At 71.8% G+C, this 14,679-nt stretch carries 14 protein-coding genes and 1 pseudogene; 11 read left to right on the forward strand and 4 right to left on the reverse strand.

Features of this window, described 5'->3' with window-relative positions:
- The 4 genes and pseudogenes from PV410_RS42870 to PV410_RS42885 form a co-directional block, all read left to right on the forward strand.
- On the forward strand, positions 1–456 hold a 456-nt coding region (locus PV410_RS42870; protein ID WP_500332108.1), incomplete at its 5' end, for a type II secretion system F family protein.
- Between the two features lie 20 nt (positions 457–476).
- Positions 477–665 (forward strand): DUF4244 domain-containing protein, encoded by a 189-nt coding sequence (locus PV410_RS42875; RefSeq protein ID WP_499513071.1) that lies wholly within the window; start codon positions 477–479, stop codon positions 663–665.
- Positions 652–999, forward strand: coding sequence for a TadE family type IV pilus minor pilin (locus tag PV410_RS42880; RefSeq protein WP_500332109.1), 348 nt, complete (start codon positions 652–654; stop codon positions 997–999). Before PV410_RS42875 ends, PV410_RS42880 begins: the two co-directional genes overlap by 14 nt.
- Positions 996–1,280: pseudogene (locus PV410_RS42885) on the forward strand (Rv3654c family TadE-like protein); the annotation flags it as partial. The gene PV410_RS42880 and the pseudogene PV410_RS42885, both read left to right, overlap by 4 nt.
- 35 nt (positions 1,281–1,315) lie before the next feature.
- Here the strand turns inward: PV410_RS42885 and PV410_RS42890 are convergent.
- Complete coding sequence (locus tag PV410_RS42890; protein WP_500332110.1) at positions 1,316–3,721, reverse strand: DEAD/DEAH box helicase; 2,406 nt, start codon at positions 3,719–3,721, stop codon at positions 1,316–1,318.
- A gap of 135 nt (positions 3,722–3,856) precedes the next feature.
- On the opposite strand from PV410_RS42890, the gene bldG reads away from it, so the two are divergent.
- The 5 genes from bldG to PV410_RS42915 all read left to right on the forward strand — a co-directional run bounded on the left by bldG (position 3,857) and on the right by PV410_RS42915 (position 9,825).
- Positions 3,857–4,198, forward strand: coding sequence for an anti-sigma factor antagonist BldG (gene bldG / locus PV410_RS42895; RefSeq protein WP_018562186.1), 342 nt, complete (start codon positions 3,857–3,859; stop codon positions 4,196–4,198).
- A gap of 84 nt (positions 4,199–4,282) precedes the next feature.
- Complete coding sequence (locus PV410_RS42900; RefSeq protein ID WP_499513074.1) at positions 4,283–4,777, forward strand: ATP-binding protein; 495 nt, start codon at positions 4,283–4,285, stop codon at positions 4,775–4,777.
- A 310-nt stretch (positions 4,778–5,087) separates the two neighbouring features.
- A complete protein-coding gene (locus tag PV410_RS42905; protein WP_500332111.1) occupies positions 5,088–7,511 on the forward strand; it encodes a sodium-translocating pyrophosphatase in 2,424 nt (807 codons plus the stop codon).
- Between the two features lie 173 nt (positions 7,512–7,684).
- Positions 7,685–8,251 carry a small secreted protein gene (locus PV410_RS42910; protein WP_499513076.1) on the forward strand — a complete coding sequence of 189 codons (567 nt, stop codon included), beginning with the start codon at positions 7,685–7,687 and terminating at the stop codon, positions 8,249–8,251.
- Between the two features lie 56 nt (positions 8,252–8,307).
- Complete coding sequence (locus PV410_RS42915; protein WP_500332112.1) at positions 8,308–9,825, forward strand: DUF7059 domain-containing protein; 1,518 nt, start codon at positions 8,308–8,310, stop codon at positions 9,823–9,825.
- A gap of 67 nt (positions 9,826–9,892) precedes the next feature.
- On the opposite strand, the gene PV410_RS42920 is transcribed toward PV410_RS42915, so the two are convergent.
- The 3 genes from PV410_RS42920 to PV410_RS42930 form a co-directional block, all read right to left on the reverse strand.
- Entirely contained in the window at positions 9,893–10,156 is a 264-nt protein-coding gene (locus tag PV410_RS42920) for a TM2 domain-containing protein (protein ID WP_499513078.1), read from the reverse strand.
- 155 nt (positions 10,157–10,311) lie between these two features.
- Positions 10,312–10,722 (reverse strand): DUF2752 domain-containing protein, encoded by a 411-nt coding sequence (locus PV410_RS42925; RefSeq protein ID WP_499513079.1) that lies wholly within the window; start codon positions 10,720–10,722, stop codon positions 10,312–10,314.
- Positions 10,723–10,727: 5 nt separating this feature from the next.
- Positions 10,728–11,141, reverse strand: a complete 414-nt coding sequence (locus tag PV410_RS42930) for a TM2 domain-containing protein (protein ID WP_500332113.1) — start codon at positions 11,139–11,141, stop codon at positions 10,728–10,730.
- A 275-nt stretch (positions 11,142–11,416) separates the two neighbouring features.
- Here PV410_RS42930 and PV410_RS42935 point away from each other — a divergent pair, with 275 nt between their 5' ends.
- Complete coding sequence (locus tag PV410_RS42935) at positions 11,417–11,617, forward strand: hypothetical protein (protein WP_500332114.1); 201 nt, start codon at positions 11,417–11,419, stop codon at positions 11,615–11,617.
- A 161-nt stretch (positions 11,618–11,778) separates the two neighbouring features.
- Positions 11,779–14,655 carry a type I DNA topoisomerase gene (gene topA, locus PV410_RS42940; RefSeq protein WP_500332115.1) on the forward strand — a complete coding sequence of 959 codons (2,877 nt, stop codon included), beginning with the start codon at positions 11,779–11,781 and terminating at the stop codon, positions 14,653–14,655.
- Positions 14,656–14,679 lie beyond the last annotated feature (24 nt).

The following is a 14,679-nucleotide window of genomic DNA, read 5'->3' on the forward strand; positions in this document are numbered from 1 at the left end:
GACCAGGCCCGGGCCGCGCGGCAGCTGCCACTGGCGGCGGATCTGATGGCCGCCTGTGTCGCGGCCGGAGCCGGGCCCCGCGAGGCGGCCGAGGCCGTCGGGCCGTCGCTGGGAGGGCCGCTCGGCGAGGCGCTCACCCGCGCCGCCGCCGAGCTCCGCCTGGGTGGCGACCCCGTGCAGTGCTGGGGCCGGCTGGACCGGCTCGGCTGCCGGGAGCTCGCCCGGTGCATGGAGCGCGCCACCACGACGGGAGTGCCGCCGGTCGAGGAGATCGCGCGGCTCGCCGCCGGCTGCCGCGCCGAGCACGCCCGTTTCGGGGCGGCGCGGGCCCGCCGCGCCGGAGTGCTGATCACCGCCCCGCTGGGGCTGTGCTTCCTGCCGGCCTTCCTCCTCGTGGGGGTCGCGCCGGTGGTGATGGGACTGGCGGGGGCGATCCTCGCCGGCACGACGATCTGAAGGGGGATCCCATGCGAGTCATGCGTTGTCTGAGGAAGCTGAGCCGCCGGTGCCGCACCGGCGAGGGCGGGATGACCACGGCCGAGTACGCCGTGGGCACGCTGGCGGCCTGCGGTTTCGCGGCCGTGCTCTACAAGGTGGTCACCTCGGGCGCGGTCAGCTCCGCGCTCAGCGGGCTCATCAAGCGGGCCCTCGATGTGGCGTTCTGAGCGCCGCCGTGACGCCGGCTATGTCACGGCGGAGGCGGCGGTGGTCATCCCGTCGCTGGTGTTCCTCACGGCGCTGCTGCTGTGGGGGCTGGCCGCGGCGGCCGCGCAGATCCGCTGCGTCGACGCCGCACGGGCCGGAGCCCGTGCGGCGGCCCGCGAGGAGCCGGACGGCGCGGTGCTGCGGACGGCCCGCACGGCGGCTCCCGCCGGGGCCGCCGTCTCGGTCCGCCGGGGCGGAGACCTGGTCCGGGTCACGGTCGAGGCCCGCTCCCTGTCCCTCACCCTCCACGGTGAGGCGGTCGCCGCCGTGGAGGGAACGGGGGAGGGGCCGTGAGCCGCCGGCGAGCGAGCGACCGGGGCTCCGCGACGGTCTGGACGGCCCTCCTGGGAGCGCTGCTGGCGCTGGCCGCCTGCGCCGTGCTGGCCTTCGGCGCCGCCGTCGCGGCACGGCACCGCGCGGGGGCCGCCGCGGACCTCGCGGCGCTCGCCGCCGCGGACCACGCCCTGCGCGGAGGCGCGGAAGCCTGCGCCGTGGCCGGACGGGTGGCGGCCGCCCAGCACGCCCGGCTGGTCCGCTGTGCCGTCAGCGGTGAGATCGCCGACGTCACGGCCGCGGTCGGGCCCGCCCGGGTCCGCTCCCGGGCCGGGCCTCAGGACTCCGGATCCGGGGCGGGCGCCGGTACGGCGGGGACGGGCTCCGACGGGCCCTCCGTCGCGAGGAGCACGTCGAGCAGGCGTACCGCGGCCTGCTTGTCCAGCGGGTCGTTGCCGTTGCCGCACTTGGGCGACTGCACGCAGGAGGGGCAGCCGAACTCGCACTCGCAGGAGGCGATCGCCTCGCGGGTGGCGGTGAGCCAGCTGCGGGCGGTGCGGAAGGCCCGCTCCGCGAAGCCGGCGCCACCGGGATGGCCGTCGTACACGAAGACGGTCGGCAGTCCGGTGTCCTGGTGGAGCGGCACGGAGACCCCGCCGATGTCCCAGCGGTCGCAGGTGGCGAAGAGCGGGAGGAGGCCGATGGAGGCGTGCTCGGCGGCGTGGAGGGCGCCGGGCAGCTCCTCGGGGTGGATATCCGCCGCGTCGAGCTGATCGTCGGTGACCGTCCACCACACGGCACGGGTGCGCAGGGTGCGGGGCGGCAGGTCCAGCTTGGTCTCGCCCAGCACCTCGTTGGTGATCAGCCGTCGACGGAGGAAGGAGACGACCTGATGGGTGACCTCGACGGAGCCGAAGTGGAGGCGGGCCTCGCCCCACTCCTCCACCAGGTCCTCGTCGAGGACGGAGATCGCCGTGGTGTCGCGGGCCATCGTCGAGTACGGCGGGTCGGCCCGCTCCACCAGCGCGACGGAGTCCTCCAGGTCCAGGTGCCGGACGAGATAGGTGCGGCCCTGGTGCAGGTGGACCGCGCCCTCGTGGACGGTGGTGTGCGCGGCGCCCGCGTCGACGGTGCCGAGCAGGCGCCCGGTCCCCGCCTCGACGACCTGGACGGGCTTGCCGCCCTCGCCGCGGATGTCGGTGAGGTCGGCGGCCCGCTCCCGCCGCGTCCAGTACCAGCCGCCGGTGCGGCGCCGCAGCAGTCCGCGGCGCTCCAGCTGGGGCAGCAGCGCGGCGGTCTCGGGCCCGAAGAGCTCCAGGTCCTCCTCGCCCAGCGGCAGCTCTGCCGCGGCGGCGCACAGGTGCGGGGCGAGGACGTAGGGGTTGTCCGGGTCCAGCACGGTCGACTCGACCGGGCGGCGGAAGAGCGCGTCCGGGTGGTGCACGAGGTAGGTGTCCAGCGGGTCGTCGCGGGCGATCAGCACCGCCAGCGCCCCCTGACCCGAGCGTCCCGCACGACCTGCCTGCTGCCACAGGGAGGCCCTCGTGCCCGGGTACCCGGCCAGGAGCACGGCGTCGAGCCCGGAGACGTCCACACCCAGCTCCAGGGCCGTCGTGGAGGCCAGTCCGAGGAGCCGCCCGGTGTGCAGGTCCCGCTCGATGGCCCGGCGCTCCTGGGGCAGGTAACCGCCCCGGTAGGCGGCGACCCGGCGGGTCAGCCGGCGGTCGATCTCGGCGAGGCGTTCCTGGGCGATGACGGCGATCAGCTCGGCGGCCCGCCGGGAGCGCACGAAGGCGACCGTGCGGGTGCCGTCGAGCACCAGGTCCGTCAGCAGGTCGGCGGCCTCGGCGGTGGCCGTGCGGCGCACCGGGGCGCCGTGCTCCCCGCTGAGCTCGGTGAGCGGGGGCTCCCACAGGGCGAAGGCGACCTCGCCGCGCGGTGAGGCGTCCTCGGTGACCTCGGCGACGGGCACGCCCGTCAGCCGGGTGGCCGTGGCGCCGGGGTCGGCGGCGGTCGCGGAGGCGAGGAGGAAGACGGGATCCGCCCCGTAGCGGGCGCAGACACGCCGCAGCCTGCGTATGACCTGGGCGACGTGCGAGCCGAAGACGCCCCGGTAGGTGTGGCACTCGTCGATCACGACGTAGCGCAGCTGCCGGAGGAAGGAGGACCACCGGGAATGGCCCGGGAGGACACCCAGATGGAGCATGTCGGGGTTGGTGAGCACGTAGGTCGCGTACTGGCGGACCCACTCGCGCTCCTCGAACGGCGTGTCGCCGTCGTAGACCGCCGCGCGCACCGCCTTGCCCAGCGGGGCGGCGAGTTCGGCCACGGCACGCCGCTGGTCGGCCGCCAGTGCCTTGGTGGGCGCCAGGTAGAGCGCGGTGGCGCCCCGGCCGTTCGGCGCCTCGGAGCCCTCCACGAGGGCGCTGAGGACCGGCACGAGGTACGCCAGGGACTTGCCGGAGGCCGTCCCCGTGGCGACCACCGCGGAGGTGCCGGCGAGGGCGTGGGCGGCCACCTGTGCCTGGTGCTCCCACGGCCGCTCGATGCCGGACGCGCGGACCGCGTCGATCACCTCCGGGCGGATCTGATCAGGCCAATCGGCATGGCGACCCGCCCGTGGGGGCAAGTGCTCCGTATGGGTGATGCGCGCGGCCCTGCCCGCCCCCGTGGCAAGCCGCTCCAGGAGCGCGACGGGGGAGGTGCGGCCGTGCGCCGACTGCGGAAGATGATCCTGAGCCATCGGCACTCAGTGTGTCACTGGCATGACGGACAATCGCCGTAAGGCGTCGTGCATGCCCGCTGGTAAGTGATTGAATGCCATCGCGGCTGCCGATCCATGGGGGGCGACCGCTCGATGCAAGGTGCTGGAGGATCCGTGGACCTGTCCCTGTCGACTCGAACCGTCGGCGACCGTACGGTCGTCGAGGTCGGCGGCGAGATTGATGTGTACACCGCACCCAAGCTGCGCGAGCAGCTGGTGGAACTCGTGAACGACGGTAGCTACCACCTGGTCGTGGACATGGAAGGCGTGGACTTCCTGGACTCGACGGGGCTGGGCGTGCTGGTCGGCGGGCTCAAGCGGGTTCGCGCGCATGAAGGCTCGCTGCGCCTGGTGTGCAACCAGGAGCGCATTCTCAAGATTTTCCGTATCACCGGCCTGACCAAGGTGTTCCCCATCCACACCTCGGTCGACGAGGCCGTCGCGGCGACCGACTGACGTTCGGCGCCGGACCGAGGGGCTCCGGGCGACGCCGACGCCCGGGCCCCTGTGTTGCCCGCCCACAGGCACGAGGGGGAGGCCATGCCCACCGTAGAACTGCTCTTCAGCGCACTGCCGGAGCACGTCCGCACCGCACGACTGGTGGCGGCTGCGGTAGCCCGCAGGGCAGGGGTGGACGAGGCTGTCCTCGACGAGGTCCGGCTCGCCGTCGGTGAGGCGTGCAGCCGGGCCGTCGGGCTGTACCGCAGCAGTGGTGCGGACCGTCCGGTGCGGGTGGTGCTGACCGAGGAGGAGAAGAAGTTCTCCATCGAGGTCGGCGAGAAGTCCCCCGAGGCGGACGAACGCCCCGCCGACGCCGCCAGTGTGCCCTCGGCGCGTGGTGACAGCCCCGCCGAGCACTCCGAGCCGCTTCCCGACGGCTCGCCCTCCTCGTCCGACTCCTCCGAGGCGGAGGACGAGGGCCAGATGGGTCTGGCCGTCATCAGCGGCCTCGTCGACGACGTCGAGGTCTTCTCGGGAGAGTACGGCGATGTCATCCGGATGAGCTGGCCGCTGAACCCGGCCGCGCTCTCCTAGCCGCCCAGCCCCCCTTCACGCACTCCTGCCGAGCTGCCTGCGCGCTTCTGCCGCAGGTCAGCTCGGCGTGCGCGGATTCACCCGGTGGTTGATCCACTTACACGGTGACTGTTCACCTTTTCCGGTGATATCTGCGGGCGATCTCCTTTGCTATATCCCCGGCGGCGGCGAATTTCGTTTCCTGCGCCCTGTTTTGATCTAGTTCGGCTCCCTACAATCCGTCCATCTTTGCTCAGCTCACAAGCCTGAGCGTCGTGGCTGCTATGTCGCCGGAGCCGCGCGCCCACGTGCCAAACGTCAAGGAGGACGAATGGCGGGGCCACTTACCCCTCACCTGCAGGACATCGCCCAACCGCTTGCCGCATCACCCGTACTGACCGACGGCAACCGCAATCTCGTGCTCGTCATCGTGGTGGTGGCACTGGCCGCCCTGGTGCTCGCCGTGGTGCTGGTACGTCAAGTGCTCAGTGCCGACGAGGGCACCGACAGCATGAAGAAGATCGCGGCTGCCGTGCAGGAAGGTGCAAACGCCTACCTCGCACGGCAGTTCCGCACTCTGGGAGTCTTCGCGGTCGTCGCGTTCTTCCTGCTCATGCTGCTGCCCGCGGACACCACGTCGCAGCGCATCGGCCGAAGCGTGTTCTTCCTGGTGGGCGCCGGCTTCTCGGCGGTCACCGGCTACATCGGCATGTGGCTGGCGGTGCGCAGCAACGTCCGCGTGGCCGCAGCCGCACGAGCCGCGACCCCGGCGCCGGGTGAACCCCCGGCGGACCTGACGACCGTCTCGCACCGCGCGATGAAGATCGCCTTCCGCACCGGCGGCGTGGTCGGCATGTTCACCGTGGGCCTGGGGCTGCTGGGCGCCTCCGTCGTCGTGCTGGTCTACAAGGCCGACGCGCCCAAGGTGCTGGAGGGCTTCGGCTTCGGCGCCGCGCTGCTGGCCATGTTCATGCGTGTCGGCGGCGGCATCTTCACCAAGGCCGCGGACGTCGGTGCCGACCTGGTCGGCAAGGTCGAGAAGGGCATCCCGGAGGACGACCCGCGCAACGCCGCCACCATCGCGGACAACGTCGGCGACAACGTCGGCGACTGCGCCGGCATGGCGGCCGACCTGTTCGAGTCGTACGCCGTCACCCTGGTGGCCGCGCTCATCCTCGGCAAGGTCGCCTTCGGCGACTCCGGCCTGGCCTTCCCGCTGCTGATCCCTGCGATCGGCGTGCTCACCGCCATGGTCGGCATCTTCGCGGTGGCCCCCCGCCGCAAGGACCGCAGCGGCATGACCGCCATCAACCGCGGCTTCTTCATCTCCGCGGTGATCTCGCTGGCGATGGTGGCCGTCGCGGCGTTCGCGTACCTGCCCTCGACGTACGCGGAGCTGGCCAACGTGCCCGGCGACATCGCCTCACACGGCGGTGACCCGCGCATCCTCGCGCTGGTCGCGGTCGCCATCGGCATCGTGCTGGCGGCGCTCATCCAGCAGCTCACCGGGTACTTCACCGAGACCAGCCGGCGCCCGGTGCGGGACATCGGCAAGACGTCGCTGACCGGGCCCGCCACCGTCGTCCTGTCCGGCATCTCCGTCGGCCTGGAGTCCGCGGTGTACTCGGCCGTCCTCATCGGCCTCTCGGTGTACGGCGCCTTCCTGCTCGGCGGTGCCTCGATCTGGCTCGCCCTGTTCGCCGTGGCGCTGGCCGGCACCGGTCTGCTCACCACCGTCGGCGTGATCGTGGCCATGGACACCTTCGGCCCGGTCTCCGACAACGCCCAGGGCATCGCCGAGATGTCCGGCGACGTCCACGGCGAGGGCGCCCAGGTGCTCACCGACCTCGACGCGGTCGGCAACACCACCAAGGCGATCACCAAGGGCATCGCCATCGCGACCGCCGTGCTCGCGGCGACCGCGCTGTTCGGGTCCTTCAAGGAGGCCGTCGACACCGCGGTGCGGGAGGCGAACATCTCCGCCGCCGACCTCAGGTGGCTGGACCTGGACATCTCCCAGCCGAACAACCTGTTCGGCCTGCTGCTCGGCGCGGCCGTCGTCTTCCTCTTCTCCGGACTGGCCATCAACGCCGTCTCCCGGTCGGCGGGTGCGGTGGTCTTCGAGGTGCGCCGGCAGTTCCGCGAGCACCCCGGGATCATGGACTACACCGAGAAGCCCGAGTACGGGCGCGTCGTGGACATCTGCACCAAGGACGCGCTGCGCGAGCTGGCCACCCCCGGTCTGCTCGCCGTGCTCGCCCCCATCGCCGTCGGCTTCTCCCTCGGCATCGGAGCGCTGGGCTCCTACCTCGCCGGAGCCATCGGCGCGGGCACGCTCATGGCGGTCTTCCTCGCCAACTCCGGTGGTGCCTGGGACAACGCCAAGAAGCTCGTCGAGGACGGTCATTACGGCGGCAAGGGCAGCGAGGCCCACGCCGCGACCGTCATCGGCGACACCGTGGGCGACCCGTTCAAGGACACCGCGGGCCCGGCCATCAACCCGCTGCTGAAGGTCATGAACCTGGTGGCGCTGCTGGTCGCCCCTGCGGTGGTCCAGTTCTCCTACGGCGACGAGGCCAACCTCGGCGTGCGGATCGGCGTCGCCGCGGTGTCCCTGGTGGTCATCGTGGGTGCCGTCTACATCTCCAAGCGTCGCGGCATCGCGGTCGGGGACGACGAGGGCGCCGACGCCGGCCACGACGACACCGAGACCACGAAGCGATCAGCCGACCCGAACGCGACGGCCACGGTCTGACGTAGTGAGAGCTCATCTCGGTACGGCGGCGGGCGTCATCCTCCGGGGTGGCGCCCGCCGCCTGCGGGCACGTCAGATGCATCACCCTCTTCTTGGTTCATAAGGGGCAATAGTGGGCGCATCGAGTGGAAGCGATGTGGCCCGCGGACAGGAGCCGTGTAGGTTCCGGGGCCGTGAACACCAAACTCGCGGCTGCGCTGTCCGTCACGGCTGTGATCCTCGCGACGGGGTCGCTGTCGGGATGCGGCGACGGCGGTAACGAAAAGCTCGACGCCTGGGCGAAGACGGTCTGTGACCAGGCGTCCGCCCAGGTCAAGAAGATCAACGACGCGAACACCCACATCAGCAACACCCCGAGCAACGCCAAGCCGCAGGACGTCCGGAGTGCCGACTCCACGGCGTTCGGGCAGATCTCGGAGGCCTACAAGGCGCTCGCCGGGATCGTCGGCAAGGCCGGCGACCCGCCGGTCGACGACGGCACCAAGCTCAAGCAGGACGCGGTCAACGACCTCAACTCGCTGTCCACCGCCTACGCGAACCTGCGCAAGCAGGTCGACGCGCTGCCCGTCTCCGACCAGGCGAAGTTCGCCGACGGGCTGAAGGGCGTCTCCGACAACCTGGCCAAGGTCAGCAAGAGCGGCGAGCAGGCGCTCGACACGCTGCGCCAGGGCGAGGTGGGCCGGGCCATGGCGAAGCAGCCCGGCTGCCAGGACTCCGGCGCGAAGCCCTCGAAGTCCTGACCGTCCGAGGGCGGGTGGGGCCCGCCGGGCGCCCCGTCGCGGGTGACAATGGCAGCGTGAGTACGCAGCCGCCCCCGCAGCCCCTGCCCGCCCCCGACCGCGCCGACCGCCTCCGCGACGCGCTGCGCGCCGCGGCCTTCACGGCCGACGGCTGCCTCGACCTGCTCGGGGCGACCGCCTACGCCGCGCTCTCGCGGGCGGAGACCGTACCCGCCCTGCGCGCCACCCGCGGCGGCAGCCCGCTGGAGAGCCTGGTGCGGCTCTTCCTGCTGCAGCAGCCAGTCCCGTACGCCCGACTGCGCGACGTGCTGCCCCTCGACGCGGCCCTCGAGGACGGCTGGCTCGTCCGGGACGGCGACGAGGTGCGCGCCACCGTGGACGTCCGCCCCTACGGGGGCGACGGCGGCGAGGACTGGTACATCGTCTCCGACCTCGGCTGCGCGGTGGGCGGCGCCAACGGCATCCGCACGACGCCCGGCGTGGACCGCGCGGACCTGGTGCTCGGCGTCGGCGGTGCGTCGACCACGCTCGCCGGGATCACCGTCCGCACGCCCGTGGCCCGGGCGCTGGACCTCGGCAGCGGCTCCGGCGTCCAAGCGCTGCACGCCTCCCGGCACGCCACCCGGGTCACCGCGACCGACCTCAACCCCCGCGCCCTGCACTTCACGCGGCTCACCCTCGCCCTGTCGGGCGCGCCCGAGCCGGACGTCCGGCAGGGCAGCCTCTTCGAGCCGGTCGGCGACGAGCGCTACGACCTGATCGTGTCCAACCCGCCGTTCGTCATCTCCCCGGGCAGCCGCTTCACCTACCGCGACGGCGGCATGGCCGGCGACGACCTGTGCCGGACCGTCGTCCGGCAGGCCGCCGACCACCTCACCGAGGGCGGGCACCTGCAACTGCTCGCCAACTGGGAGCACGCCGAGGGCGAGGACTGGCGCGACCGTGTCGGCGCCTGGGTACCCGCGGGCTGCGACGCGTGGATCGTGCAGCGCGAGGTGCAGGACGTCACGCAGTACGCGGAGCTGTGGCTGCGCGACGGCGGTGACCACCTGGCCGGGCCCGAGGCGTACGCCGCCCGCTACGACGCGTGGCTGGACGCCTTCGAGCAGCGCAAGACCAAGGCCGTGGGCTTCGGCTGGATCACCGTGCGCAGGAGCGGCTCCGACCGTCCCGTCGTCACCGCCGAGGAGTGGCCGCACCCGGTCGAGCAGCCGCTCGGGCCGCACATCGCGGCCTGGTTCGGCCGCCAGGACTTCCTGCGGGCCCACGACGACGCGGCGCTGCTCGACGAGCGCTTCAGGCTGGCGGACGAGGTGGTGCAGGAGCAGGTGGGCCTGCCAGGCGCCGAGGACCCGGAGCACGTCGTCCTGCGGGCGAACCGCGGCATGCGGCGCGCGACGAGGGTGGACACGGTCGGCGCGGGCTTCGCGGGCGTCTGCGACGGGACGCTGACGGCCGGTCGGATCCTGGACGCCATTGCCCAGTTGCTGGGCGAGGACCCGGTGGTGCTGCGGGACCGTACGCCGGAAGCGATCCGGCTGCTGGTGGAACAGGGCTTCATCGAGCCGGTGTGAGCGGGAACGCGGCGGCCCGCCTCCGCAGCGGAGAGCGGAGGCGGGCCGCCGGGGTGCGTCGCGGGGATCAGCCCTGCAGGACGCGGCCCTTGGAGTCCGTGCGGTCCTTGCTGGTGAAGAAGAGGATCGCGTCGATCAGGGCCCAGAAGCCGAGGCCACCGCAGGTCAGGAGCTGGGCGATGGCCATGCCGGTGTGGCCGGTGTAGAAGCGCCCGATGCCCAGACCGCCCAGGAAGAGCTGCAGAAGACCAGCGGTGATCTTCGACTTGTCGGACAGCGGACGGCCGGCCGCGTCGTAGCCGTGCGGGGCGTCAGTGGTGGGCGTGGCCATGAAGGTCGCTCCTTGCGCGAATGGGGACGAACAGGCAGGAGCGCACGCTTCTTCAGGATCCGGCCCCCCGCCTCGGATGGCCACATATTTACATCAGATGATTGACATCCGTCCCGATGATGAACAGCCGTCACGGAACTGTGATCACCGCGTTGTCAAACCGCGTTGCGTACGACGGCCCAGGCCACGGCGATCCCCAGGACCGCCATCTGCGCACGTCGTCCGAGCGTGGGGCGGTAGGAACGGCCGCGCAGCCCCTCCGTCACCCACCGCGCGTACAGATAAAGGGGAAAGGGGCTCGCCAGGAGCAGCAGCGCGTTGTCGTGGAAGGCGGCCGACAGGTCGCCGTGCATCAGGTCGTAGACCATGCGGGTCGCGCCGCAGGCGGGACAGAGCAGCCCCGTCAGGAAGTTGAAGGGGCATCGGGGCAGCCAGTGCCCCTCCTGGTGCGGGTCGGTGCCCCACAGGTAGGCGGCGCCCGCCGCGCCCGCGACGAGCGACGCCACGGGGGCCGTGGCCGGTCGTCCGGCCACGGCCCTGAGGCGGTTCCAGGTCACGGAGGTCATCATCCTCAGCTGCGCAGGATCCGGCCCTGGGAGTCGGTGCGGTCGTTGCTCGTCAGGAAGAGGATGCCGTCGATCAGCGCCCAGATGCCGAAGCCGCCGCAGGTGAGGAGCTGCGCGATGCCGATGCCGATGTCGCCCACGTAGAAGCGCCCGATGCCCAGGCCGCCCACCAGCAGCTGCAGCACGCCGGCCACGACCTTGGACTTGTCCGACAGCGGGCGGCCGTACATGTCGTAGCCGTACGGGGCGTTGGGGTCGCCGGTGTAGGCGCCCTGCGGGTATCCCTGCTGGGGGTAACCCTGCTGCGGGTAGCCGTAGCCGGGCTGCTGGCCGTAGCCGCCGGGGCCGGGCGGGGGCTGTTGCGGGTAGCCGTAACCGTCCGGCGCGGGCTGGCCGTACGGGTTGTTCGGATCGGACATCGCGGGACTCCCCCTGAGAGAACGTTCGGTGTATCCGGACATCTTGTCAGGCAAGTCAAGGCGGTCAGGGGCGAGGAGGGCGGCATGGGGGAAGGGGGGACGGCGAGCGGGGAGGGGCCACGGCCGGGCCCGGTGGAACCGGGCGGGAGCGAAAGGATCCGGCCACGCCGTTTCGGGCGGAGTTCACCGTGGGTTCTTCCGGTCGTCGCCCCGGCGTGCCACTCTCCGTGGCTGCGGGGGCGTCGGTCGTGGGGCACGAGAGGGACCTGGGGGACATGTACATGGAAACCGTGCCAGGGATCTTCGCCGGGACGGTGTTCGCGGTATTCGGGGCAGCCCTCCTGGCCTGGACCGTCACCCGGTCGCTGCGGCACCTGCCGGTGGTCCAGGGAGGGGGCCCGGCGTCCGCCGCAGTGGCAGGTTTCTTCGGGGTTGTTTCGCTTCTTGTCGGGGTCTGGCTGTTCCTGATCCTCTGAGCTGGGCAAATCGGACATGGACGGCAGTCCGTGCGGCAGACAGGACGGTTGTCGGGTTACCGTTCGAGTGGCGTTGCGGACTTTTCCCGTTTGACACGGGACCGGGATGTACGGTCACACTCCGCAGCGAGACCACCTTCGACCCGGAGAGAAGAGCGAAGTTGTCCCCGACCCGCGAGACCGCACAGGGCAGCGGCCGCCGACTCGTGATCGTCGAGTCGCCTGCCAAGGCGAAGACGATCAAGGGCTACCTCGGCCCCGGCTATGTCGTCGAGGCCAGCGTCGGGCACATCCGCGACCTCCCGAACGGGGCCGCCGAAGTGCCGGCGGAGTACAAGGGCCAGCCGTGGGCGCGGCTCGGCGTCAACGTCGACAGCGAGTTCCAGCCGATCTACGTCGTCAACGCGGACAAGAAGGCCCAGGTCAAGAAGCTGAAGGACCTGCTCAAGGAGTCCGACGAGCTCCTGCTCGCCACCGATGAGGACCGCGAGGGCGAGGCCATCGCCTGGCACCTGCAGGAGGTCCTCAAGCCCAAGGTCCCGGTCCGCCGGATGGTCTTCCACGAGATCACCAAGGACGCCATCCAGGAAGCCGTCCGCAACCCGCGCGAGCTGAACCAGCCCCTCGTCGACGCCCAGGAGACCCGCCGCATCCTCGACCGCCTCTACGGCTACGAGGTCTCGCCGGTCCTGTGGAAGAAGGTCATGCCGCGCCTGTCGGCCGGCCGTGTCCAGTCCGTCGCCACCCGGCTCGTCGTCCAGCGCGAGCGTGAGCGCATCGCCTTCCGCTCCGCCGAGTACTGGGACCTGTCCGGGACCTTCGCCACCGGCCGGGCCGGTGACGCCACCGACCCGGGCACCTTCGGCGCCAAGCTCAGCGCCGTCGACGGCAAGCGGGTCGCGCAGGGTCGTGACTTCGGCGCGAACGGGCAGCTCAGGGACGGTGCCAACGTCCTCCACCTGGACGAGGCCGCCGCCCGCGCGCTCGCCGCTGCCCTGGAGGGCGCCGCCTTCTCGGTCCGTTCGGTCGAGTCCAAGCCGTACCGCCGCTCGCCGTACGCGCCCTTCCGCACCACGACCCTGCAGCAGGAGGCCAGCCGCAAGCTCGGCTTCGGCGCCAAGGCCACCATGCAGGTCGCCCAGAAGCTGTACGAGAACGGCTTCATCACCTACATGCGTACGGACTCCACCACGCTGTCGGAGACCGCGATCACCGCCGCCCGGGCCCAGGTCACCCAGCTCTACGGCGCCGACTACCTGCCGGACAAGCCCCGCGTCTACGCGGGCAAGGTCAAGAACGCCCAGGAGGCGCACGAGGCGATCCGCCCCTCGGGTGATCGTTTCCGCACCCCGGCCGAGACCGGCCTGACCGGCGACCAGTACCGCCTGTACGAGCTGATCTGGATGCGCACCGTCGCCTCCCAGATGAAGGACGCGGTCGGCCAGTCCGTCACCGTCAAGGTCGGCGGTCGCGCCGCCGACGGCCGGGACGCCGAGTTCTCCGCCTCCGGCAAGATCATCACCTTCCACGGCTTCATGAAGGCCTACGTCGAGGGCGCCGACGACCCCAACGCCGAGCTCGACAGCAGCGAGCGCCGGCTGCCTGCCGTCACCGAGGGCGACGCCCTCACCGCGCGGGACGTCACCGCCGACGGCCACGCCACCAAGCCGCCCGCCCGCTACACCGAGGCCTCGCTGGTCAAGGAGCTGGAAGAGCGCGAGATCGGACGTCCGTCGACGTACGCCTCGATCATCGGCACCATCCTCGACCGCGGCTACGTCTTCAAGAAGGGCACGGCCCTGGTGCCGTCCTTCCTCTCCTTCGCCGTCGTCGGCCTGCTGGAGAAGCACTTCGGCCGGCTCGTCGACTACGACTTCACCGCGCGGATGGAGGACGACCTCGACCGCATCGCCCGCGGCGAGGCACAGGCGGTGCCGTGGCTGCGCCGCTTCTACTTCGGCGAGGGCGACACCCCCGTCGGCGGTGCCGCGGACGCGGGCAACGGCGACGGCGACCACCTCGGCGGCCTGAAGGAACTCGTCGAGGACCTCGGCGCCATCGACGCCCGCGAGGTCTCCTCGTTCCCCGTCGGCAACGGCATCGTGCTGCGCGTCGGCCGCTACGGCCCGTACGTGGAGAAGGCCGCCGAGACCGAGGGCGAGACCGGGCAGCGTGCCGACGTACCCGACGACATGCCGCCGGACGAGCTGACCGTCGAGCTCGCCGAGGAGCTGCTGGCCAAGCCCAGCGGCGACTTCGAGCTGGGCGCCGACCCGGAGACCGGCCGCCAGATCGTGGCCAAGGACGGCCGCTACGGGCCGTACGTCACCGAGATCCTGCCCGAGGGCACCCCGAAGACCGGCAAGAACGCGGTCAAACCGCGCACCGCCTCCCTCTTCAAGACGATGTCCCTCGACACGGTGACGCTGGAGGACGCGCTCAAGCTGATGTCGCTGCCGCGCGTCGTCGGCGCCGACGCCGAGGGCGTCGAGATCACCGCGCAGAACGGCCGCTACGGCCCGTACCTGAAGAAGGGCACCGACTCGCGCTCCCTGGAGACCGAGGACCAGCTCTTCACGATCACCCTCGACCAGGCCCTGGCGATCTACGCCCAGCCGAAGGTGCGCGGCCGCGCGGCGGCCAAGCCCCCGCTGAAGGAACTGGGCACCGACCCGGTCAGCGAGCGCCCCGTCGTCGTCAAGGACGGCCGCTTCGGCCCGTACGTCACCGACGGCGAGACCAACGCCACACTGCGCCGTGACGACGACGTCGAGACGATCACGCCCGAGCGCGGCTACGAGCTGCTCGCCGAGAAGCGGGCCAAGGCCCCCGCCAAGAAGACGGTGAAGAAGACGGCGGCCAAGAAGGCCCCGGCGAAGAAGGCGACCGCGACAAAGACGGCGGCGAAGAAGACGGCCGCCAAGACCACCGCGGCGAAGAAGACCGCGGCGGCCAAGACGACCGCCAAGAAGACCGCCGCCAAGGCCACGACCACGGCGAAGAAGGCCGCCTCCGCGGCCGCCGAGCCCGCCGAGTAGTCCCCGCGGGGGCCGCACGGCGGG

This window comes from Streptomyces sp. PA03-5A, from assembly GCF_033792725.1.
Lineage (GTDB): Bacteria > Actinomycetota > Actinomycetes > Streptomycetales > Streptomycetaceae > Actinacidiphila.

Coding starts and splice junctions, on each gene's coding strand:
- PV410_RS42875 (WP_499513071.1), top strand. CDS start 477: ATGCGTTGTCTGAGGAAGCTGAGCCGCCGGTGCCGCACCGGCGAGGGC.
- PV410_RS42880 (WP_500332109.1), top strand. CDS start 652: ATGTGGCGTTCTGAGCGCCGCCGTGACGCCGGCTATGTCACGGCGGAG.
- PV410_RS42890 (WP_500332110.1), bottom strand. CDS start 3,721: ATGGCTCAGGATCATCTTCCGCAGTCGGCGCACGGCCGCACCTCCCCC.
- PV410_RS42900 (WP_499513074.1), top strand. CDS start 4,283: ATGCCCACCGTAGAACTGCTCTTCAGCGCACTGCCGGAGCACGTCCGC.
- PV410_RS42905 (WP_500332111.1), top strand. CDS start 5,088: ATGGCGGGGCCACTTACCCCTCACCTGCAGGACATCGCCCAACCGCTT.
- PV410_RS42920 (WP_499513078.1), bottom strand. CDS start 10,156: ATGGCCACGCCCACCACTGACGCCCCGCACGGCTACGACGCGGCCGGC.
- PV410_RS42925 (WP_499513079.1), bottom strand. CDS start 10,722: ATGACCTCCGTGACCTGGAACCGCCTCAGGGCCGTGGCCGGACGACCG.
- PV410_RS42930 (WP_500332113.1), bottom strand. CDS start 11,141: ATGTCCGATCCGAACAACCCGTACGGCCAGCCCGCGCCGGACGGTTAC.
- PV410_RS42935 (WP_500332114.1), top strand. CDS start 11,417: ATGTACATGGAAACCGTGCCAGGGATCTTCGCCGGGACGGTGTTCGCG.